Here is a 23,281-nt window from a genome sequence, read left to right on the forward strand (position 1 = left end):
CCCGACAAGATATATAATGCCCGCAATAAGTGTGGAGAAATCACTTGTAGATGGTCGAATCTCCATTGCTAGCTCAGTTTCGGTGCCCGATATCCTCGAATCACTTGAATCAATCTCGGTGGAGGGGGCAGATATTCTAATTCCCCAGTCAACTATTGATGAGGTAAAAAACACATTCCCGCTTAATTCGTTTTTCCGGCAGTTGATAGACGAATCCGAACTCTCCGTCTATGGTATCGAAGAGAGTGAGCTACCGACCTTACTAATCTCTGAGGATACAATCCATTTTAGAATTCTTCTCGGTTCGGTCGGACAGCTCGTAGATGTACCGCGGGATAGGGAGTTCGAGGATCTCGTCGAGCAATTCGATTCACTGGCTACAGAGGCTACAGTAGCTCAGTTCGATACTCCTGGCTGGGAAACCATTCTCTCTCGACTTGAAGAGGAAGTTGGAGAAAACACACGGCTCGAATTTGAACGACTCATACTGGCAGCACATCTTGAGGAGCTGGGGGCATTAGATGAAGTATCGGTTGCCGTAATTGCGGCCGCACAGAGTGGAGCACTCCAATATAACCTTGGGAAGTGGGCGGAAGATATTGGTCTAGCAAGCAAAGCCACTATCTCACGGCGAAAGTCTAATCTGGTGGATGACGGCGTTATCGTGACCGAATCGGTTCCCGTTGAGGTGGGGCGACCACGGGAACGACTTCATCTGTCAGACGATGTCCAGAGGGTAGAGATCGCCGAGGCTCCCGATGGCAGGGAACTGGATGTATCGATGCAGTCTCGCTCCGATAGAGAGGACCTCAAATCTTCTGAACCAACAAAAGCCGATGACACTGCAAGTTCGAACCCTGGAGAAACCGACTCAGAGCCCGGTAAGGAGTCAGATATCCTCGCTACGATGGAAAAGGAGATTCGGGACGTATTAAAATCGAGCTGACGAAACCCAGAGATTGCAGCCTTGCTGTATCCGTATGGCCAGGTAACCATCTAGACCGATATCCAGACAATGACCAATGTTGATTGCACACTAGTTTCGGTAACCGCTAATAGGGTGATAATCCCGGCTATTAGGTAGACCTACATCTGTCTCGAGGGACAAGTGTGCGTTCTCCTTGGCGATGAAGTCACCGTCGATCGAATTGAAGAACCTAAGAAGCTGGCCTTCGATCGCCTAGTTCGGTGTCAGGTACTTCCTCCGCAATTGTTTTTGCGAGGTCATGGTTCCGTTGTCCAAACTCCATCCCACCGGATGCATGACTCCTTGGCGTCGCAGTATGCGACCAAGTTGAAGCTCATCAACTCGCGTGTCTAGAATGAGCGTTAGCGGTCCCTCTGTAGAGATCGCAATATCGAAATCTGGCACGAAATTGTAAAGCTCATCAATCGCGCGGGCCTGTTGGATCGAAACACATCATAGGAATGGTGGGATGAATGTATCGACGGTCGATTTGGGTGGCAGTATGAGAGATCTATCAATGTCCCGTCAGAGAAATTAGACAACAGGTAGTGAGATAATCGGAGTCCTGGTGTACTACATATTCATGTCCTTCCGCAGCTTCTCGAGTGCGGAAACTCCTCCTTCCTCCTCATCGGAATCAGGTTCGTACTGCTTCACGTCGTTCAGGAGACTGTTCAATGGCGACCCCTTGACCTCACCGTAATCATCCTGCAGAATGTCTGCCCCAGCGGAGGCATATTGTGCTAAAATATCTAGTTGCTCTTCGTGGTCCATCAATGAGTTCGGATCGTTCGTCGTCTGGTAGGCGATACAGGCGGCAGCGGCACGATGGAAATCTTTGTTTCCGAAGTGCATCCAGAGCATCTCGGCATCGCCTTTGTAATCCGACTGATCGCGTTCACCCTCGGCGTATCCACGACATGCTGCGAAGACGAACAAGTCGACATAGCTGTCGAATATCCCCTCTTCGTCCACGAGTCGTTCGTAAATGTCGGTCTTCCGGTAATGTATTCGAACGTCTGCCATATTACTGCACCTCCTTTGCAGCCACCGTTTCCTCCCTGACCGTTGTCATTGGCGTTCCGTGTGCTCCACCGTGTTGCTCGTATTCAAGGTAGAACTGGCGACCGATTCTGTCCAGCATGCTCTCTTTCACGGGACCCTCCCATTGCGAGTCAGTCGCCAGAACAATAACCTGGTTTGCGAGCTGGGGGATCGTTTCGCTAACATCCCGCCGGTGTTGGTTGTCAAGGCTACCGAAGGGAGAGTCCATCACGATTGGGTAGATACCGCCACTGAAGAACTTGTAGTCCTCTTCAGCCTCGTACCGTTCCCTGGCAATATCGACGAGACTTCCAATGAACGACAGGCTCGCAACCTGGCGCTCCCCCCGAGATTTGTTGACTGGAAGCGCCTGATCATAGTTGGGGTCGTAAATTTTCAACCCAAAGTCATCGGTGATTCGGGCCTCATAGTCGGATGTGATCACGTCCTCAAAGGTCTCAGAGACACGTTTGTTGGCCCGTTCGCGAACAGTATGCTGGAAGCCTTCGTACGTCTCTTCCATGTCTTGGCGAACGGCCTTCGCCGTCTGCATCCGCTTTCTGGCTAAGTTTGCCTCCCGCTTTTCGGATTCTGCGGCGTCAATCTCCTCTTGGAGGTCCTCGATTTCTTCATCAAGAATCTCGATCTTGTCTTCCAACTTGCCGATTTCTTTGACAACAGAGCTCTTTTCCTCTTGTTTTTCCTGTCTAGCTGCTTGAAGGTCACTCGGGGACTGGATATCCTGCTCATCCCAGTCAATCCCCGTTTCATCTGCATAGTCGTCGAAATCGTCGGTTAGCTCTTCGATCTTGACTTCGATGTCATCAACATCTCCACGAAGATCATTTATTTTCGCATCGACCCGCTCACGCTCTTCGATAAGCTCGTCAGTATCCTTTTTAAACTCCTCTGTTGCCGATTCGATTTGAGTAAAGTGACTGATTAGCTTGATAGCCGTCTGGTCGAGTCCGTCAGCATTGACGGTCGATTTGTAGCCTTTGACCTCCTCGTAGTGGGGTGTTCCCTCGACGAGCTCACGACCACAGATACATTCTCCAGACTCCAACAAATCATCGACAAATTCGTTGCTTAGTTCGCTCGGGATTTCGCCGGCTTCACGGAGTTCATCCAGATCTTCGGCCGTCTCTTTGAACGCCGGCATCGCGTAGGTGAGGAAGCCGTTCTTCGATAACTGCGCCTCCAGTTTCGAATTAATAGACTGCTTGTGGTCTTCGAGGTCAGAAATTCGATCCTGGAGGTTCTGCCGTTTCTCCTCAAGCTCAGCGGTTTCGTCGAGTTGTTCGAGAACGGCAGAAATATCGTTGATTTCCTCCTGAATCCTCGCCTTCTTCCGTTTCTTGTCTTCGAGCTTCTGCTCGATTTGTTGCTGTTCCTCCTCCTTGCTTTCTTGTTTGTTAATGAGCTCCTGAAGTTCCGCTCCTCCAGCGTTCTGGAGCTCCTCCCGGAACTGTTTCTCGACCCATTCTAGGTGGTCAGTCGAGCGATCTAAAATCGTGAGGCCCATCATTTTCCGAATTGCCTCACGGATTTCGCCTTGATTGTCGATGCCGCTGAGATCGTTGATATACTCGCCGTCGAAGAAGAACAAGTCTGAGAGATCACGGGGGATGATCTGCCGGATATACCGCAACTCTGTGTTCGGTTCGACGACTTCCCCCTGTTCATTCAGATATTCGACCGTCAGTTCTTCATCGATAACCTGTCCAATTTGGTCGTCCTCGGACCGCTTTTGAACTGTATGTCGGCGAGTCACCGTGTGGTGACGGCCATCATGTTCAAACTCGAGAACAACCTCTATCTGAACCGACTCACCAGGGTCGGTTTCTAGAAACGCTCCCTGATTAACGAGCTGGTCCTGATTCTCAAGTGAGCGGAGATCCTCGTACAGGCCCCACAGGAACGCGTTCATGAGAGTAGTTTTCCCCGAGCCATTCTGCCCGTGGATGACAGTGACGTTCCGATCAGAGTCCGTGGAGAATTCTAATTCGATATCACGAAACTGTCTGAAATTCCGTGCTTCGAGCGATTTCAGGATCATTCTTGTAGGTTCTCCTCAGTGATCTCCTGCTCGATAATCTCCTTCAGATCAGGACGAATCTTTGGTGGTCGCTTGTAATCCAGTAATTCCTCTTCCTTCTCCAAAACACGAGCTTTGATGAATTCAAGCGTTTCTTCAGAGACCCCCTCAACGCTGGATGCACCCGATGCCATAGCCTAGATTCTAGTCCTCAACTTACTAAACCATTGTGTGAGCTCAACACCCCTCAGAGATCGAGTAAATTGAAACGTCGTTTGAGGTCTTGGAGGCTTGCCTCACTGGTGGGAATCCCATCAACATCAGCATCTGGGTGGTTGCGGGCACTTTCAGCGAACATCATCACTCGCTCTAGCTCTTTCCGCACGAGGGACCGCTCAGCCGAAAATACTGGGCCATCACCATCCGCTAGGCGCTGCGGTGGTGAAACGATGAAGTCATGGACCACTGCGAACTCCTTGTTCTTGTGTGGTCGGAGAATCCGTCCCCGGCGCTGGACAAACTGTCGAGGGTTGGATGAACTAGCGAGGATATAGGCGGTTTCTGTCGCTGGAACATCGACGCCCTCATCGAGACAGCGAATCGCAACGAGGGCCTCTAAATCACCGCGTTCGAACTCGGCCAGCAACTCTTCCCGTTCGTTCTGGTCTTCCTCAGCCGTGAACCGCTTAGCTCTGACACCCAAGTCTTTCCGGAGCAATTCAACTGTTGCATCCACATGCCGCTTCGTCCGGCCACTAGATTCCCTCTCAACAGAACCGTCACCACAGTAGACCAGCATATGGTGAACGTCTCCCTGTTCGGGGACAAGTCTCGATAGCCGTTCGAGTTTCCCTTCAGCGGTTCCCAGCAGTCGAGCGCGTTTGAATAGCGCTTGTTTGAGTTTGTAATTCGACTGTAGATCAGCATCCCCTAGATCATCATCAATACGCGAGGCGAGCCGACCAATTTTGCTTGACAATTCTTCGTATTCCAACGCCTCCTCATCGGTCAATTCGACAATATGCGGAATGTAGTAGTATTCACATAGTGCGCCATTTTCGATTGCTTCCGCGAGAGAGTATTCATATACCACACCACCACTGAAGTACTGATTCAGCGCCTCGGTTCCCTCTTCATCATACCACCGTTCAGGCGTCGCCGAGAGACCCATCCGCATTGGGATTTGATCTGGGAGAGCTGATTTGAGATGTGGAGCGCCCATGTGGTGCACCTCGTCAGCGATCAGCATTTGATTCGCCTGGCTGATTCGGCTAAGTTCGCTTTGGAACGCCTCGGTAGCGAACGTATTATGAGTTGTAATGACGGTAAAGGTCTCCCGGGCGCCAGTATTGAACGCTAGAGCCTGCTGTTGGAACGGCTCTTGCCAGTAGTTTCGTGACTTATAGGCCAGGATAGGGTCGGCCCCAAATTCACGCACATCTTCTGCCCACTGCTCTACGAGATGCTGATATGGAACTGCGACAATTAGCGCGATATTTCCATCGAATACATTCGACACATGCTCGGCAGCGAGAAGAGAGGTGATAGTCTTCCCCGTGCCCGTAGCCATTTTGAGAATCCCCTGAGCATTGCCGTCAACCCACTGTTCGACAGCACGGGATTGATACGGTCGTTCTTCCACCCAATCTGGGCGAGTAAACTCAGAGGTCACGATATGGTCCAATTGGTGGGGGCTAAACTAGTATTATCGGACAGCGAACCGGGGAAGTGGTACTACCAGCAAGCTCATTGTCTAGTCTGAACATATGTCTGGGGATGGCAGATAGCTCGGAGCTAAATGAGGAATTTGACCAGGAGCTCGATCAGCTCCTTCCAGATAGTATCTCACTGGAAGATCCTCCTGAGGAGCCACGTAGCGATTCCGCTGATAGTCCTACCACCTGGCAACAGCGGGTGTCGAATTGGCATCCGAGCCATGGGGTAACCGCGGAGCGGCAACTTGAGCTCGCCAACCGTGAGATCGACCGGTATTGTGAAGCTCTCGATCTTCCAAAGAGTGTGAAACAGATGGCTGAACAAACCTTCAAACAGTATACGGCAACCACAGATGAGTTCCTCATTGAGCTTGTTGTCGCCGGGATAGTCTATTCATCCGCAAAGCTCAACGAGTACCCCATTACGCCGGAAGATATCGTTCGGACGAGTAATGAGATGGTTACCAGAAAGATCCTGTTGCGAACATCGAAAGAAATCGTCTCAGAGCTAGGGCTCGACCCAACTGCGTTTTTCGACGCCTCGATGTACGTAGGCCGGTTTTGTGAAGAACTGAATCTTGTTCCAGCAGTCGGTCCTCGGGCAAAGCAAATCCTGGACTACTGTAATGAAGCAGAAATCACAAGTGGAAAAAGTCCAACTGGGCTGGCGGCAGCTGCAATCTACAACGCTTGCAGGGAGCAGGATTACGATATAACGCAGTCAGAAATCAGCGATGTCGCAGAAGTGTCGGAGTTAACAATTCGTAATCGCTACCAAGAGCAGCGTGAAGTAGTAAATGAGATTGAACGGCCAGAAGATGACGTCACAAAGGTCGTAGAATGGGCAATCGACCGTATCAAGCTCCAGCCCGAGGTCAGGTCTGAAATCCGTTTTGTACTCGATTTTGTTGATGAGTCCAAAGAGTTGGTTCACGAGTCGGAAGAAATTGACGATGAACCGGACGAGAAACCGCTACGGTGGGGAATGGCGATAGTGATGGTCGGTGCACGGCGAGCCGATTACGATCTCAATTATTCAACGCTGAAAGCACTATCCGGGGTGAAAACCGACGATATTCGTTCGAATGTATCCCTGCTACAGGCAGTGACTCCTCCGTCCTAATGCTACCATAACTCTACTCGAAGATATCGTCATAATCATCGGGTTCTTCAGTTAGACTGCTGGAAGAATCTTCTTGAGAATCAGTCTCTGGATCGTCCGTTATTCGTGTAGGGGTGTCCTCTTCTTGGAATTCGTAATCGTCGTCGACGGTGCCGAGGAAGATCGGCTCACCATCGATAAATGAGAGGACGAATCCATGTTCTGTGATCTTGATACGGCCGCCTCCTTTCTCCCGAAGAACGAACTCGACGGCGTCTTCCAGGGGGCCCGGCTCAAGATATTCGCGTCCGGCCCGGCCCTTCCTGAATAGTTTCCCCCGACTGTCGACGCTCAATTCGCGGGCCTGTTCCCACGGACCGTCGTAGACTTCACCGAAGTCTAGGTCTTCAGCAGGTGGAACCTTTTCCGGTCGTGGTGGGAGTTCATCGGGTTCTGCTGGCCGAATAGTCCCTGACGTAAAGGAGTCATCGTCACGCTCCCAGACCCGGTGCTCAACTTTCGCACTCGCCAATTCTTCTTTCCAGTCGTATTCACGGAAGATCCGTTCATCGACGGTGTCCCGGGCATACAGAACATATAACGTCGACTCCTGACTCGCGTCTTCTCCCGTCCGAAGAATTCGGCCGAGGGTTTGGATACGCTGTCGAATGCTACTACTGGAGACACGGACGATCCCGACGTCTGCGCTCGGGACGTCGACGCCCTCCACCAATGCCTTCACACTCAACATCACGTTAGCCATGTCGTCTTCACGGAACCAGTCCATCGAGATATCGTTCCAGACGTCACGTCGATGGCCGGAGTGGTACATCACGGGCCAGAAATCCGACTGTGCGAATAGGTTCTCGATCTCCTGATCGACTTCCTCTAACCCGTCGAACGTCTGGTAGAGGCGTTGTCGAGAGGCCGATTCGGTATCGGCGACCTCCTTTGTCCCGGCGTCGATACCTCGGTGCTCCCACGGGGCGACCAACTGTTCAAGCTGTTCGATACGCTCCTGAAACACGATGGTCTTGTCTCCTCTCTCCACCGCATTGTCCAGTAATTGAAGCGTAATCGCCTGCCGAGAGACGGCATTAGCTACTAACTCGCGACGCTCCTGTGTGAATCGGAAGTAGTCTGCAATCGCACCAGTTGGTCCCTCGACCTCGTTGCGGATGGTCTGAAGTTTCTGTGAAAACCCGCCCGGGAGTTCATGTAGCCGCCCCTGGTATCGCTCTTGGATCTCCTTGACCGCATCAGAAACCTGCCGGGACAACTCTTCATATTCATTCCGTTCAGGGCCTGCAAGGTCGAACCCGACATACTGGATAGTGAATTCGGGAATAAGCCCTCGATTGATACCTTCATCATAGCGGAGCCGATAGTAGATGTCTCCCAACTCCCTGAGAAGGAGCTTATCGGAGTCCGTTAGGTCATCTTCACGAGAGAGGGGTGTCGCAGACAGACCGAGGGAAGCCGCTCGTGGATAGGTGAAGATATTGGAGAATTTATCACCAGTATAGCGGTGGCACTCATCGGCGATCAGCAGATGTTCTGGTGTTCCAACCGCTTCCAATGCATTGCCGAGGTAATCGTCTTTAACGGCGCTATTGACAATACTGACAAGGATTTTGCAGTCCTCGAAGTTGTGTTTCGTTCCGCCGCCGGCCCATCCGATATCGTCGATCGGGACGTTAAGTGTCGAAACCAGCTCTGTAAGCCACTGGTGCATGAGGACCTTCGTAGGGACAACGACGGTCACCACACGATCCTCATCGGATTGTTGAAGCCACCTTCGAACAACCTCCAGTGCCATGACTGTCTTGCCTGCGCCTGTCACTACCTGTGCAATACCAGATTGTGCTTCGCTGCCCTGCCCAGCTTGGAACCATTCGGAAGCTGCTTCTTTCTGCCAATCGTACAGGCTGAATTCCGAATCAAACGTGTAAGCAGGGCGATCGTCTGTAGCAAGGAGTTCAAGATCCGCTTTCGACATGCCGCTCCCTGCGGACAACTGGATCCGATGAGCTTCTTGTTGCGAGTTTGCGGATTCAATTCGCTCTAGAACGCTGGTCGATAGGCCACTCAGATCTTGGCTCTCGAAGGAATCATACCGGGAAACGATCTGGTCACGGAGGGATTTTCGCTTTGAATCGACATTTCGGTATTTGTCTTTCCGGCGGAGTTCAGATCCAGTGTTTCCGTTCCGAGTCTCTGGTTTGAGGTAATCCTTCCAAAACGTCCGGTACCACTGGCCCCGCTTAGACCAGCCCCCCGATTCACGGTACATGTAGTACTTCATCAAATCCCGCTTTGCCGTGTCACTAGGGGGCGTGACGAGTGATCCCTCTCGCTTCAGATGTGCCTCAAGGGTATCAAAGACGTCTGTCGATCGGAACCGACGTTTATACCGTTTAACAGTCTCTGAGTCTGCTATCGAGTACGTGTGGCCCTCCTTCTCGAATATTCTCAGGAGAATTAGCAAGTCTGGATATCCACGGATGCCCTGATCGTTGAACTCGTAGTCGTCTTCGGCCGCTAGTCGGGATTCAATCTCGCCCAATTTGAGGCCGCCTGAGGTATCCTCAACCGTTTCCATTACCGCCGAGAGACCCTCAATACCTTCCGGCTTCTTGGCTTTCGCAACCCAACTGCGTTTGAGGCATCTCCAGAGAAATTCCGCAAATGGGATCTCACCGGACCGGTACTCATCCGCGAATGGCGCCGCTCGGACAACATCATCTTCGCGTTCAATAACCCCGATTTCAGCATACGTCGACAGTATCCGACGAATATAGGAAACCGAATATCGATCGCCATCCGATTTCCGGATCTGCTCGTGACATCGCTCCTTGAAGCGCTCCCAGTCCATTCCTGTGGACTCGTCAGCAAGGACATCCAGAACGGTTCGATATCGGGATACGTCCGTTGGAACGCCGATAATCGGAGTCGGAAACCGTCGAGTCATCGATTATTGGTCGGAGAGTTCCTCAGCTCGGGCACAGGCAACATAATACGTCTCGTCTTCAACAACTGGGCGGGGGATAGCGCCATCATCAAAGGTCGAGAGGTGGCCAAGGTAAAGTGGCAGGTGTCCCGCTTCTGGATCCCCATCACCAGTAACCTTCAATCGGCGCTGGACTAGTCGCCGGGCTGCCTGGTCGCCATTTCGTTCCGCCCTCGACTGCCAATCAGTGTATATCTGATCGATTTTTGTCTTCATCGACGACGGGACTTCCTGTCTTGGAACGTTTACAAACACGTGGCCGTTCTCGTTGATGTAGAGTCGACCGGCAGTCGTTCGGAACTGCTCATAAGCCTCGATGAGTTCCGGGTGATCGAAGGCAGACTCAAAGCGGTAATCCTGCCATTTCCAAATGAGGTTGCCATCGTAGCTAACGGCCCATCTTTCACCGTGGTTGAAGGGGAATCCGCCCCAGACCGTCGTCTCAGAAACATCAGGGTCGTTGTCAATGTCGAATCCGAGATCCCCATTGAGCCTCCCAAGATAAACAGGGATCCAACCGGAATCCGCCGGGGCTTTTGATGCGTTGACGTAGCTGCCATGGCGGATTTTGGTAAGCACTTCACGGTCGGCAGTGATACGAATGGACCCTTTGCCACTGCCTCTGGACTTGCCTAACTCGGTCATCTGTCGAAGTAGACCTTCCGGCGGTTCGACGATGACGTTGAGGTCATGGTACTTCCACTGGAGGACAGTCCTGTTGTGTCTTCGAGAATCGATGACACTGTATTTTGATCCGCGATAGGCAGACGGCCACGGATCACCGGCCTGGATTTCGACGCTTTGGCCATTTGCGATCGGGACGGTCGTCGAATCTGGTTCCAGCGTTGCACCCATTACTCAGGTCCTCCTTCGATATCGCGTCGAATCCAGTCCATGGGATCGTCTTCGAATTCGGGGCGGGGTTCATTGTCATCCTCAGATTCTTCTGCCCCGCTTGAATCCGAAGACGACTCGCCACTATCAGAACCGTTGGTAGCCTTGTGACTGCTTGCTGTTGTCGTTGAAGTTGAACCGAGACTACTTGCCCACGACGCAAGATCTTCTTGCTCCTCCTCTGAGAGAGCGTCCGAAAGCGACCGGGGGTCGGAAAGTTCCGGGGACCAATCCCCGATGTTGCCTATGTAGATTGGGAGCATTTCGACGCCCCGCTCTTTCCGGAGCTTGATGATGTTCTGGACGACTCGTGGAAGATCGCTGAATTGCTCTTGAACGAGGTTCGGAGCCGGATGGCTCGGGATGAGTGTAATTACGTCACCCCACGGTGTGATCCGGAATGACCCACCCTGCCGTTTGTATTGTTGCAGCCGCCCGAGGACGGATGCTGGCAGTCCGTTGTCGACGGTATGACGTCGGTTCGTGGAGCCGTTGTTCCACCAGACACGTTCGTCGACGAAGGAATATCTCGCTCCATCATAGACACTCGGCCAGAGGTCCCCAGGTTCGAGATCTTGCGGTCGAACAGGTACACGATACTCTGACTGTCCTTCCGGGAGGAGATGTCCATCTAGGTCGACATTACCAAGATAGACACCTGAGTATTCATCGTCGTCCTCCACACGCGTGAGGACATCACCTTGCTCAGTGACGTGAATGCGCCCTCCTTGGCGTTTTTCGTCGAGGAGGTTCTCTGCGATTTCCGCGTACCCTGGCTCTAACTCGAGTCGGTCAGTCCCATTGTAGAGCTGCCACCAGATCGTCTTGTCAGGACTAACTGTTAGCCGATATCCTCGGTAGTGATGAGGCCAAGAGTCCCCAGGGGAGAGATCGTCATGCGTGCCCATCTGTCGAACTAAATAATGGTTAGTCGGAAAGCGCTTTCGTATTTCGAACCATTGTCAATATAACCCGCTACACCGGGCAGTATCAACTTGTCAATCATCAATACCTGTTGAATTTGGACACCTGCTCAGCGCCTGTCTTCCACAGAAGAACTATTCCAGATCCAGCGAAAGTGTCTGCTCGATATATCGCGCGATGCGTTGTGACTTATCCGTCCTAGTTGATACATAGGTCACTGTATTCCCATCCTGTTTCTTCACGATACGTATCCGACTCCATCCAATCATTATAGGCAGTAAATAGCCTAGAAGAACCATCCGATAATACCTCAGATGCTGAAACCTCCCCGATCCCGAAAAGATGGCTCGAATCTCCGAGTTTTCCAACAGCTAGAGAACGATTTTGAAAGTTGTATGGGGACTCTGAACAGAAGGTCAGGAGTAGTATAGCGGACGCTATCGGGTTTACCCGGTGGGAGGTCCATTGTTCTGCGAAACAGAGTATGTACCGTAGATCCTACAGCCTTGCCTTACCGATATTCGTCGAACGTCCGTTGTTGAATAAATGGATCGAAGTTGGAGACGATAATATCAGTCGCACCAATCCCACTTCGTTGGGTTTCATCGCTGTTGATCCGCCGTTCACCCTCGATATGACTAATATGGAACCGACTATAGAACTCCTCGTGTTCTGTGTATAATTCCTCAGCAGATGGTCCGTTCGTAATAAGTACGTCCGTGCCTTGTCGGTCTAATTCTAAAGCTAAGTCACGGAGCTTGATCTGCTCAGCTTCATTGAACCCACTGGGGTCATACTGGTTGAATTGCGCCGTCTTCGACTCTTCTGGATATGGTGGATCGAAGAAAACGAGGTCATTTTCGGTAGCCTCGTCGAGGACGTACATAAAGTCCTGAGAATGGATCTTCGTATCATGAAGAACGCGGTAGCTCTTGCGAATTTGGTCCTCGATGTTAGATATCCGCGTCCACCGTGACCCCATTGGCACATTGAATTCCCCATCCTGATTTGTTCGATAGAGACTATTCCAACAAGTCCGGTTCAGGAACAGCATGAGGACTGCCTCCCGGAATTTGTCCTTACACTCACCAGACTCCGTTCGGAGTGAGTTGAACTCGTCGCGATATTTGTAGTAGATCTCCTTTTGTTCGCCCTCAGAAAGCCCTTCTAGCTCCTCGTCCAATTCGCGGTTTGCTTCAATAATTTGCTCTGGCCCGTCCCTGATTTGCTCATAAAAATTCATCAGACGAGAGTTGATGTCATTTATATTTCCGTTAGAGGGTTCTAATGCAAAGAAGACAGCACCCCCACCAAAAAACGGCTCGAAATAGGTATCGAATCTATCTTTTGGCGGAAGACGCCGCAATATATCATCTAGAATATGGCGCTTTCCACCCGCCCACGCAAGAATAGGGTCGGCCATATAGTAAAGAGACGTACATTCGGAGATGGTTAAAACCGCTCGGTATCGATCACCTCAGGTCATTTAGATTGGGTGTCCTGAACCAATTCTTTGAATTGCATCTCAAGATTACCCCAGATGATTTCATCGACAGCATCGGTCTCGATGCCAAGCAAGCGACAAAGTTCGGGGCGATTTAACTCGAGTACTTTTGCTCCACGCTCATCGTCTGATTCACCCCCAAGAACTAGGAAAATCTCAGCTGTTTCGTCTTTTACTTTTTTATCCGCGGTCCGATCTGTATGAACATAGCCGGTAGGACCAACATCGTTGGGATCTGAATTCAGTTCATTCTGATCTGTTCCGATCTCACTTGGTGTGGCTGGCAATTCCTGTTTAATATCCTGTCGCTGTGGGACATTTTCTTCCTGTCGTTCAATGTATTCCCGATAGCGAGGTTCCTGCCATTCCGTTAGTTCGTCCGGATAATAGACACCGTTCTCAAGATGAATCCGCGCAAGTTCATTAATCCGGCCAGCCACTTCATGGGGGTCATCTACCACATGATCTGGTGGGAGTTCAGATATTGAGACGAGATTATCCAGATTCCGGTCAGTCTCTCGATCTAGCTGGCTCTTGTATGCCGGAAGCTGCCATGAGTCGAGGACATCTGAGCAGGATATTCGTAGTGTAGCGTGAGCAGCCGCTTGCTTCTTGATATCTTCAATTTCGGTCAGATCTGTGTCGGGTCGATGATCGGTGACGATGCGAGTCCTATTAGAGTAGTCTAGTCGGACCGGCCATCCATCATTTACTGCAAATTGGCTCTCAGAGTCGTACGGTTCAACGAAGGCCGTCGCCACCTTGTCGGCGTCTAAATTGAAGTAGTCCTTAACCGTTCGCCGAACCCAATTGTAAACACCCCGCGTATCGGTTGACCCGCGCATAACCGGATTATGTGGGTCGATAGAGGATTTCTGCGTGTCCCATGGCAACTTCTGGCCATCACCCTCTGTCTCCAATTCAAGAATAATCTTCAGTCGTTCATGCCGGGCACTAAATTGGCCAAGCGACTCTTTCCCTGTTCCGAATCCACCTTCTGTGCCACGGAGATTAGAGGCGATTTTTCGCTTTTGGATGTAGATATCCGTCCCAGAGTTTTGAGCGTCCTTTTTTGTTAGCAATCCCACCGTAATATGTAAGGTCACAGGTTCGTCCATCCCTGGAACATTTATTTCGATGTTTTCGAATCGGCGTGGGTGGATTCCATCGAAGGGACTGAATGACCAGTTCGGGATACCTTCGGGGTCAACAGATTCACCATCTACCCTAATTGTGAGATTATAGCTGTTCCCGTGGTAACATTGTAGTTCATCACTTAGGAATAGATTATAGGCCTCACCAAGCTCTTCCCGAAGAAGTTCTCCCGTCTCGTCAGTCCATTCGTAATTCAAATCCTCGATCTTGATTTCCGTAACCCCTGGTTCGATGTCCTTCCTTTCACGGATCGGGACTGTCCAATCCTGATCATCTTCAAACCATTCATCAGTGATTCTATATGACCATCCTTCGTTGGCATCTGACGCACGAGAAGAAATCTCAAAAGGGACCCCTAAATTAACAAGACTTTTCTTAGCCCCTACACCGTAGGTTCCAATTGAACCAGAGATGTGTTCCTTTGCGGTTTGGCCGAGGCCAAACAACATCGCAGCATCTTCACGCGGAACTCCACCGGCATTATCTCGAATCGTTAGAGTCGTTGCCTTTCCAGATTGGTTGACGTCAATATCAATCGTCATATCACCCTGACGATTGTTTGTCCGCTTCCACGCGTCAAGCGCATTATCGCAGAGTTCTAGACAGGCAGATTCTAGATTAACGTCTGATTTCAGTGCGGTGAGAGTATTCTTTGTCGGTAGAAGTCGAGCCCTTTGGGGAGCAGAATCTTCGTGCCGCTGAGCCATTATTAATCTGTTTTGTGATCGTCCAGTAGAAAAGCGTTCGGTCCTCTCATGTTCTATCTCAACATCTCGTAAGCTGCTGGTTAATTAGGTGTTTGGCTTCAAAGTACTGTCTAGTAAAGTAAATCTTCAAAAGACGTTCGTCCATTTTCAATCGAAGTCCCTTGTGAAGTGATGTGAACTCACGATGCTTGATTAGTGAACGAACCTCGTATTGACGGGCAAGTCGCCTGATTTTCTGATCGTCGTAGTCGTCACCGAGAAGAATGTCAATACTCTCGGGTTTGCGCTTGATCAGCGATGGGGCGATCTGACTATCGTGTTGTAGTCACGTGGAGATCGAGAATTGCGTTCACCTTCGTATCGACCAATAGCCTCACTTTGAACTGTTGAATCGTGAGTTCAGTATGTTTTGTGCAGTTTTCGAGGCGTGACTGCGGTCAAACCCTGACGCATCATCCCAACAACGTCTGCTGTCAGAAGTAGCGCCGCTGAGAGAGTGAATAAGATACACCAACAGCCATCTCAAATCGATTGAACGCCTTTCAGATCGTTGATCCGATAGGAAGCTCAGATAATTCAAGATCCTGGCTGATACGTGACATCTCGATTAGTTCGTCGAGCAGGCCATGGTAGGTCGTATTCTTCCGAATTTGAGACACAGCAGAACAACGTGCTAACGAATCGCTGCAGCCAGCGTGTACGGGGCCTCCCAATATAACGACCGGTCGCAGCTTCTCGAAGACATTCGAGGCAACCTTGTAACGGGCACTGTTGTTCGTTCTGTATACGACTCGGAGAGGACCGAATAGGGCTAGACGATCAGTATTGGAGTGTTCACGACCGTGCGCTGGTCCGATGGCGAGCCGGTCGGGAAGCTACCTACAGGGAAAATCTACGGCTCTCAAAGATGTCGTCGGCGTCATGTGCGTCAAGGTCGCGTTCATACCGTCACCGCCCGATCAACTTGCCAGTCCACTCAGATTACTTCTCCTTCCACACTGGACAAATGCTCTTGTATGGACAGCTTCCGCATCGTGTATGTGGATTCTCGGGAGCTTCCGTCTCTGACGGCGCCGGGTCCGGATCGGTTGGCAATCCTGCCTCGGGTTCGATCTTCAGGTCGTCGGATAACTGGTGGAGATACGTCTCAAAGTCGCTCCAGTCGGTGGTGATGTCGTGGACCGACCCGTCTTGGACGTAGAAGAGTCGTGTCCGAGTGACTTCGATATCGTACTCTTCGTTGAGCATCCAAGCATACGTAGCGAGTTGCCACCGGTACTGGTTCGCCAAATACGACCCCGAGCGTGGCTGCTCACCAGTTTTGAAATCGATGATTTCCCAGCCATCTTCGGTCTGTACGAGTAGGTCAACGAGCCCCGAAATGTGAACCTGCGGCTCAGTTGGGTGGATAGCAGAGAGTTCGTACTCGGGAAGAACCGTCGTCGCGTTTTGGACCGTGTTCCAGACTTCTGACTCCCGATACTGTCCGATGAGCTCGGTGAGCTGCTCGCGAACACCATCGTGCCGGTCCAGGACCGAATCCAAGTTCGATGACACCCCTTCGTCCGAGTCGGCAGAATGGCTGTCGTTGTGAAGAGCCTCGAAAGCTTCGTGGACGACAGTTCCCCAGTAGCTCGGGGAGTGGTCCTCCGGAGCGTTACTTCCGGGTGGCGAATCGCCACGAGCTTCACTCACCTCCTGCAGAGCTCGATACTGATAACGGCGAGGACAAGCAACGAGGTCATGAAGCGTCGATGGACTGAGTTCGCGTGGGGCGAACGGCACTCCCTCCCATGTCGAGAGGTCCGTGGCTGGCTCATCTGCTGACGTCTCGATCTCTGGGAGGCCAATCGGAGCTGTCTCTTTTGGGTCGGGGCGATCGAGCTGTCCGATATCGAGTGGGATCGTTGCAGGTGGTTCGTCCTCGGCGTACATCGCACTCGCGTCGAGGTCGAAGGACGTCCCACCGGTACCTGATTCCGTCCACCCGTCGCCAGTCTGGAACACGTCGATCAGTGGATGCGCCCAGGAGGTCCATTTGTGGTGATGGGTGATCTCGTGACCGAGTGGCAATAGGAGGTGGTCTTCTGCTCGCGTGAATGCAACGTAGAGCAGTCGCCAGAACTCCGCGAACTCGTCTTGAATCGCCGGATTGTACGGATGGTCATATTGGAAACGGCCCTGGTCGTCGCGGTCAGGTGCCAGCCAGATCGTTGAACGGTAGTCATCCTGGACCCAGACCGATCCTGGCCCATCGTCAAACGGCACTGGATCACTGGCTGGCCGCGGTCGAAGGGCAAACCGCCGCTCGCCAGTCATCGAATCGCGGAAACTGACGGTGTCGCGTGCTTGTACACGGCCACCAGGCCCTGCGAGAAGGTCTGCAAGCACGACCACACCGAACTCGAGGCCTTTGGCGCTATGAACTGTCCGGAGCTTGACCGTGTCTTCGGCACTGCTGTCGGCAATCTGCGCGACTTCGAACGATTCATCGTTCGACCGGGCCATACGACGGTAGCGCTTGAGCCGGTCGACAAATTCTCGGTAGGCGAGTAGCTCTTCGTCCTCCCAGTCGCGAGCCAGCTCAACCAACATCCAGAGGTTGCCGTACCGTTGCATCGCATCGTCACCGGCTAGCAGGATCGCCTCGAGGCCGGTGTGTTGGATGATCTTCTGAATGAGCTCCGCCTTCGATCCCTCGCGGTCCCAGCGGAGATCGCCCCGAAGGTCAACCAATCCCTCGAGTCGGTCGTAGTCACTGGCTGGTAGGGATCCATCGGGCCACTCTTCGAGCGCACGGGGGAGGTTCCAGTCGTGGCTCGCGAGGAACCGAAGGGTCGAGTCTGCCAGTGCCGTTACTGGCGAACGGAGAATCCGGAGTAATGAATCCTTGGAGTGGGGGTTTGCAAACCAGTCGAGAACGTCCACAAGGAACCCGATTTCTTCGGTCTTGAAGAGCCCTCGTTCGGCTACGATCGCGTTGTCAAGCCCGTGATCGTCGAGTGCCGCGCGGAACGACTGCATGTGGGTTCCACGCCGAAACAGGATCGTGACGTCGCCGGCTTGCACCGGGCGTTCGTCTTCTCCATCACCGACCATAACCTCGTCCCCATCAACCATGCCACGGATGGCAGCTGCCGTGACCTCCGGATCCCGATCTCGCCATTCATCCGCAGTATCTTGGTCGAGCGGCAGTACATGGAGGTGTGCGGCTTCATCATCTTGCCCCGGACGATGCGGTTGAAGCGGTTGGTACTCTATCGGGAAGGTCCCGATCGCGCCCATTCCCGGATCCCGGAACACGCGGTCAAATAGGTGATTGCCGGCGTACACGAGATGCGGGTGGCTGCGGAAATTGGTCACCAACTCCGTCCGCGTCCACCCGGCTGCCTCGAGATATGGATCGGGCTCGTCCGATTCCGTATCTGCATGCGCCAGAATACGGGCGAAGATTTCTGGATCAGCCGATCGCCAGGTGTAGATCGATTGCTTCACGTCCCCGATCACCAGGATATCACTCCCAGTTTCGCTTGGCTCGACGAGTCGGTTCAGGATCTGACACTGCGCATAGCTCGTGTCCTGGAACTCGTCGACGAATATCTTCGAGAAGCGGTTGGCGAGACTCTCAGTGAGCGCCGGACTCGCATCATCCTCGAGGTACAACCACACGATATAGGTGATATCCTGATACGAGAGTTGACCGGTTTCTCGGGTTATCGCGTCGTATTCGGCGTCGAAAGCGTCAATGAGGTCGTCGACGGCCGCGGCAAAGCCCATGCTGTGTCGGTAGTCCGCTTCGATTCCTCGTTGTACCCCGTCGTCGTCTGGTACCGACACGCTGGATTCTGCTTCTCCGGTGACGTGCGAGACGACATTCCGAATATCGGCTTCCGAAAACGGAGGGTCACGTTCGTTATATATGTCATCGCGGATCCCATCCTGGAAGATAGTTGTCCCTTCATCAGCATCCGGATCAGGGAACCGATAGCAAACCTCTCGGAGTTTCTGGTGGATGTCGTACAGATACTGCCGCGGGGTCGTCCCGTCGAGCTCGTTTTCGAGCGTTTCGAGCGCATCGGTATAGTCGTCGTCTTCGCGGAGTGTCCGAACGACATCCCGAAGGAGATCTTCCGTTTCCAACTCGTCCCGAACGTCGAAATCGGGTGCGACATGCGCCTCGGGTGCGATTTCACGCAGAAGATCGCCGACGAAGGAGTCGATTGTAGAAATATTGCTGTCGGTTTCGATCCACCGCCACAGTGCCGGATCGAACTCATCCTCCCCGTACGTTTCGTGATCTCGAAGCAGCTGTTTGATCTTCGTTTTGAGCTGGCCGGCGGCGTCTCTAGTGAACGTCGTAACCAGGATTTCGTCGAACGGGTTGGTGTCGATCTGACCTGGATTGGGACTCGTCATCCGGACAACCGTCTCAGCGACCACACGGGTTAGCGTCGTCGTCTTGCCCGTACCTGCCCCGGATCCGACGGCTACGCGACCGGATCCTTCATGGAACGCATGCATGACGTTCGCCTGGTCGGATGTGAACTCGAATTCGGGGTCCAGCGCGAGCGACAACTGGTCGCTCACCTCGTCGTGATTCATTGGATGTTCACCCCCGAATCTGGAATCGCACACAGATCACGGTACACACAATCGAGACAGTCGTCCTGGTTGACGAGTGTTGAATTCGCCTCGAGCGTAATCGGCCCATCCGCTTCAAGCGTGTCGGCCATCGTGGTGAAATTCTGCTCCCAGTCGCTGACGTTGTCTGTCCAGCCGTTGGGGTACCCACGGGCGACGAGTTGTTCGAATTCGGTGTCGTCATCACCGTGGATGCGATCCGTGTGATTGGTCTGAAGTGCAACGACACGGTCCCCGTCGGTTGGTCCAGCGTACTGCTCCTGCATGGCGATCCCGATAACCGTCTGGTCATGAACATCCGTCTCGTATCGGTGCCCGGCGAGCATGCGATGGTCGATGACGTATTTCGAGTGGTATTGACAGCTATCCCCTGACCCGCAGTTTAAGCACAGTTCGCCGGTCCGTTCGTCGGCCTCCCAGATCGCTCCATCAAAGCAGGCTTTGAGCGCACTCATGCCACGCTTTGAGAACCTCGTGAAGAACGTCGGGATCGCATAGGTACTCTCCCCATCATCGATCGTGTCCACTCGATAGGCCGGAACGCCGAGCACATGTCCATCGACAGTGACGGTGCCGCCATCGCGCCAGTCCCACGTACGGGTGATGCCGGCCGATAGTTCCGCCTCGACAAGCTGGCGTTCACCCTGGAGGTTCTGATAAATCGTGTTCAGGTCATACGAGTCGAAAGTCGGCTCTTGTTCGACCCATTCCCGAAGCTCTTCATCGGAATCGAACTGTGCAAGCCCGTCCGTGCGACTCTGTCTGTCCGGAAGAAGGTTCGTCACGATCTGTTTCCACTTCTCGACGTAACGCGGGTCGGCGTAGTTTTCCCGGACGATATAGGGGAGTTCCCCGAGCCGGTAGTGGGGATTCCCACTGTAGTATTTCGGGATCTTCGCCCGCTCAGGCTCGCCCCCCGTGTAGTTATAGAGGAACTGGTAGTAATAGTATTTCAAGCCACACTGTGAGGCCAGGTCCAATTCGTGTGGGAATAAAGGATCGCCAGTGACGGCTTCTAGGGACGTATCGGCAAAGGCAGGTTCGTCCGGCTCGATGGTGACTGCTGTTGGCGGCGTATGGTACCGGTCGACCCGAGGCAGGATTAGATCGGAGAGCGGCTGTGTCGCAAGTGTATCAACTATTGTGTCGAGATGGGCAGCCGTCACCTCCGGATCATCCTCAGGCGTGTCCCGATGGGCTTGATACAGCAGCATCCGCAATCGTTCACGTGGTGCGATCCTGTTCGCGAGTTCTTGCCAACTCTCCCCGCCGGACTCACGTTGGGGGATCCAATCGCCAACTGAAATCCGGTCAACTGGGCCCTCATCAGTTGGTTCTTCGTCCACATCGAAGAGATCGACGAACGGCGACCACGAGATGTCATTTCCTCGTCCGTCATGGTAGGTATGGACGAGCGTGATTTCAGTTTCGGGTGAAGCCGTCGAGAGTGCTGCCTGGTAGAAATCCAGTGCTTCACTATACACTGTCTCCCGGCTATCGAGATGATGATACGGCGTTTCTCCCCCTGCAGCACGGTCATGGACTGTGCGTCGGACCTCATTGTGAAGGAAGGTCGAAGTCGGAGCCTCTCCCGGGAAGACGTCCGCGTCCATGCCAAGCAGGTAAAGGTGGTCAGCCTCCCTGAAGTAGGCGTTCCCAGCATCCACAACGGGAACGGCGTACTGGTCCAGGTGGCGCTTACCGTACGTCTGCCCACCGATCGTCGTGGCAAACGCACGGGCAATCTCTTGCCAGCTTGCAGGTGCATCGAACAGTGTCTGCACTCGATCGTAATGAGCGCCGACGTCGTCCAGCGCGTTCCGGACTCGTTCAGCCTCACTCGTCGGATGGATCTCGGAGAGTGTGGTTCGAGTGGTGTCGATCGCCGGCCCAGTATAGAGTGACCGTTCGTGGTCCACCGTCTGGAAAACATACGTCCCGAGATACCGGCCAAATAGGTCGGTAAGGGCTTCCCCTGTCTCGGGTGGGCTATCTGCGAGAGCTGCGATATCCTCGAGGTACTCGTTGACGGCCTCCCATGGACCGGTCCAGTGTGGGATCTCGTCTATCAGGTCCCGCCACGTCTCAAAAGTGATCCCTTGATCCTCGTATCTGTCGGGATCCCGGTTGTAGAACTGCTGTTTCCGATGGATCTCCTGTTCTACTTTTGTAAATGACCGGCCATCGATCGGCCAGCGATAGCCCTGGCTGCCTCGAGGACAGTACCCCAATCGGAGCGGGTCGACCAATTCATCGAATGTGATTGGTTCATCGTTAGCGACGGCGTCGACGACCTCAACAAACGTCTGGAAGCACCTGTACGCCGGGATGTTCACGTATGGGCGTCTGGTTTCGACGTGGACTGGGACTTCGACCGTTTCGAATGCCTGTTCGATCAGCGATTGATACGAGCCGGCATCAGGAGCTACGATCAGGATATCTCGCGGATGTACCCCCTCCTGAACGAGTTCTCTGACCTCGGTCGCAACACGCTCAACCGCTCGTTGGTCCGTCGGAGCTTCGGTAAAGGAGACGGCCTCCGGAACATCCTCTGGAGCGGCACTCGTCGCACGGAACAGTGTGGCTGCGGCTGATGACTCCAAGTCAGGAAGAACCTGCTCAGGCGTCTCGTGAGAAGTCTCTACCGGAAGTGCATCGAAGCGGGCGGCATTGTACTGGTTGCTCCCGGAGCCGTTAAAAACGACAACGTCCGGTGCGGACGGCTCGGAAGCAATCGTTGCAAGGAACCGGAGGGTTGGGTTGTCAAATACACTGATGCCACTGACAGCGATCCAATCGACGTGGGAAAATTGCGCAGTCCATTGCTCACTGACATGGTCACGGGCGGCGTGAACGAGATGGCTTCGTGACTGCTGTCGGTCTATCGAATGGGTCTCAAGCCGCGCTTTGATGAACCGCTCGATACCCCGAAACGCAGACATGGACCGGTTTGTTTGCTGCTGGGCAAATCTGTTGTCAGCGGCTACAAGCGCTTCCATCGCGGGTGACACATCTGTAGCCGCGTCCGTCCATCGGAAGTAGTCATCAAGCTCCGTGAGCAGCGTTTCTCGCGTATCCTCTTCTGTATATGGGAGGCGGGACGCGAGCTCCGCGAGAGCATTGCGCTCTCTTGAGCCAAGGACGTCATCATCCTCGGGCGGGACGACCTCGTCGGGAGGCTGCGGATCGACGGCCGCCAGGATCCCCTCGACGAGTCGATCACGAACGCCCCCAGCCAGCATGCGGTGGGGATCATCCGTAGGTTCCAAAAGATCGGTCGCGAGTTCCTCGATCGTTGTGAAGTGAGCGAGTGGGGCCGTTGGGATCCCTTCCCGGTCGAGGTGGTCCTTCAGATTTTGTCTGAGTAACTGTCCGGAGAGGATACACATCCCTTGCGGGTGACGGGCAGGTGTACGGTTCGTGGCCTCCGAGCGCGCTTGGAGATATTCGATGAATGAATCGGTCCGTGCGCGAAGCGCCATAAACGGTTGAGATAGTCAGATCATATAATTCTTCTCACCCAACATTTTTCACTAATCATAGATTGAAAGATTGCGACGGCCCCGTGCACTACGGACCC

13 protein-coding genes and 1 pseudogene are annotated in these 23,281 nt (G+C 53.1%); 2 read left to right on the forward strand and 12 right to left on the reverse strand.

The window, feature by feature from the left end; all coding sequences use genetic code 11:
- Positions 1-16 precede the first annotated feature (16 nt).
- Positions 17-946 (forward strand): transcriptional regulator TbsP domain-containing protein, encoded by a 930-nt coding sequence (locus ACYQZ5_RS06315; RefSeq protein ID WP_379730370.1) that lies wholly within the window; start codon positions 17-19, stop codon positions 944-946.
- A gap of 594 nt (positions 947-1,540) precedes the next feature.
- Here ACYQZ5_RS06315 and ACYQZ5_RS06320 read toward each other — a convergent pair.
- The 4 genes from ACYQZ5_RS06320 to ACYQZ5_RS06335 are packed head-to-tail and all read right to left on the reverse strand — an operon-like array spanning position 1,541 to position 5,721.
- Positions 1,541-1,993 (reverse strand): hypothetical protein, encoded by a 453-nt coding sequence (locus ACYQZ5_RS06320; protein ID WP_379730371.1) that lies wholly within the window; start codon positions 1,991-1,993, stop codon positions 1,541-1,543.
- Between the two features lies 1 nt (position 1,994).
- Complete coding sequence (locus ACYQZ5_RS06325; protein ID WP_379730372.1) at positions 1,995-4,070, reverse strand: AAA family ATPase; 2,076 nt, start codon at positions 4,068-4,070, stop codon at positions 1,995-1,997.
- Positions 4,067-4,243, reverse strand: coding sequence for a hypothetical protein (locus ACYQZ5_RS06330; protein ID WP_379730374.1), 177 nt, complete (start codon positions 4,241-4,243; stop codon positions 4,067-4,069). The genes ACYQZ5_RS06325 and ACYQZ5_RS06330 overlap by 4 nt, the downstream gene beginning before the upstream one ends.
- A gap of 53 nt (positions 4,244-4,296) precedes the next feature.
- Positions 4,297-5,721, reverse strand: coding sequence for a DEAD/DEAH box helicase family protein (locus tag ACYQZ5_RS06335; RefSeq protein ID WP_379730375.1), 1,425 nt, complete (start codon positions 5,719-5,721; stop codon positions 4,297-4,299).
- A 104-nt stretch (positions 5,722-5,825) separates the two neighbouring features.
- Here ACYQZ5_RS06335 and ACYQZ5_RS06340 point away from each other — a divergent pair, with 104 nt between their 5' ends.
- The gene (locus ACYQZ5_RS06340) at positions 5,826-6,887 is read left to right on the forward strand and encodes a transcription initiation factor IIB family protein (RefSeq protein ID WP_379730377.1); all 1,062 of its coding nucleotides are present in this window, start codon (positions 5,826-5,828) and stop codon (positions 6,885-6,887) included.
- Positions 6,888-6,900: 13 nt separating this feature from the next.
- On the opposite strand, the gene ACYQZ5_RS06345 is transcribed toward ACYQZ5_RS06340, so the two are convergent.
- From ACYQZ5_RS06345 to ACYQZ5_RS06380, 8 genes and pseudogenes are all read right to left on the reverse strand, one after another.
- Positions 6,901-9,741 (reverse strand): DEAD/DEAH box helicase, encoded by a 2,841-nt coding sequence (locus tag ACYQZ5_RS06345; protein ID WP_379730378.1) that lies wholly within the window; start codon positions 9,739-9,741, stop codon positions 6,901-6,903.
- A gap of 99 nt (positions 9,742-9,840) precedes the next feature.
- A complete protein-coding gene (locus ACYQZ5_RS06350) occupies positions 9,841-10,731 on the reverse strand; it encodes a hypothetical protein (RefSeq protein ID WP_379730379.1) in 891 nt (296 codons plus the stop codon).
- Complete coding sequence (locus ACYQZ5_RS06355) at positions 10,731-11,453, reverse strand: hypothetical protein (protein ID WP_379730380.1); 723 nt, start codon at positions 11,451-11,453, stop codon at positions 10,731-10,733. Before ACYQZ5_RS06355 ends, ACYQZ5_RS06350 begins: the two co-directional genes overlap by 1 nt.
- Positions 11,454-12,205: 752 nt before the next feature.
- Complete coding sequence (locus tag ACYQZ5_RS06360; protein ID WP_379730381.1) at positions 12,206-13,117, reverse strand: DNA adenine methylase; 912 nt, start codon at positions 13,115-13,117, stop codon at positions 12,206-12,208.
- Between the two features lie 59 nt (positions 13,118-13,176).
- On the reverse strand, positions 13,177-15,060 hold the full coding sequence (locus ACYQZ5_RS06365; RefSeq protein WP_379730383.1) for an ATP-binding protein: 1,884 nt from the start codon (positions 15,058-15,060) through the stop codon (positions 13,177-13,179).
- A gap of 58 nt (positions 15,061-15,118) precedes the next feature.
- Positions 15,119-15,733, reverse strand: a pseudogene (locus ACYQZ5_RS06370) (transposase); the annotation flags it as partial.
- Between the two features lie 308 nt (positions 15,734-16,041).
- Complete coding sequence (locus ACYQZ5_RS06375; RefSeq protein ID WP_379730384.1) at positions 16,042-19,662, reverse strand: UvrD-helicase domain-containing protein; 3,621 nt, start codon at positions 19,660-19,662, stop codon at positions 16,042-16,044.
- The gene (locus ACYQZ5_RS06380) at positions 19,659-23,183 is read right to left on the reverse strand and encodes a PD-(D/E)XK nuclease family protein (RefSeq protein WP_379730385.1); all 3,525 of its coding nucleotides are present in this window, start codon (positions 23,181-23,183) and stop codon (positions 19,659-19,661) included. The genes ACYQZ5_RS06375 and ACYQZ5_RS06380 overlap by 4 nt, the downstream gene beginning before the upstream one ends.
- Positions 23,184-23,281: the final 98 nt, after the last annotated feature.

It is taken from the genome of Halolamina salina (assembly GCF_054653455.1).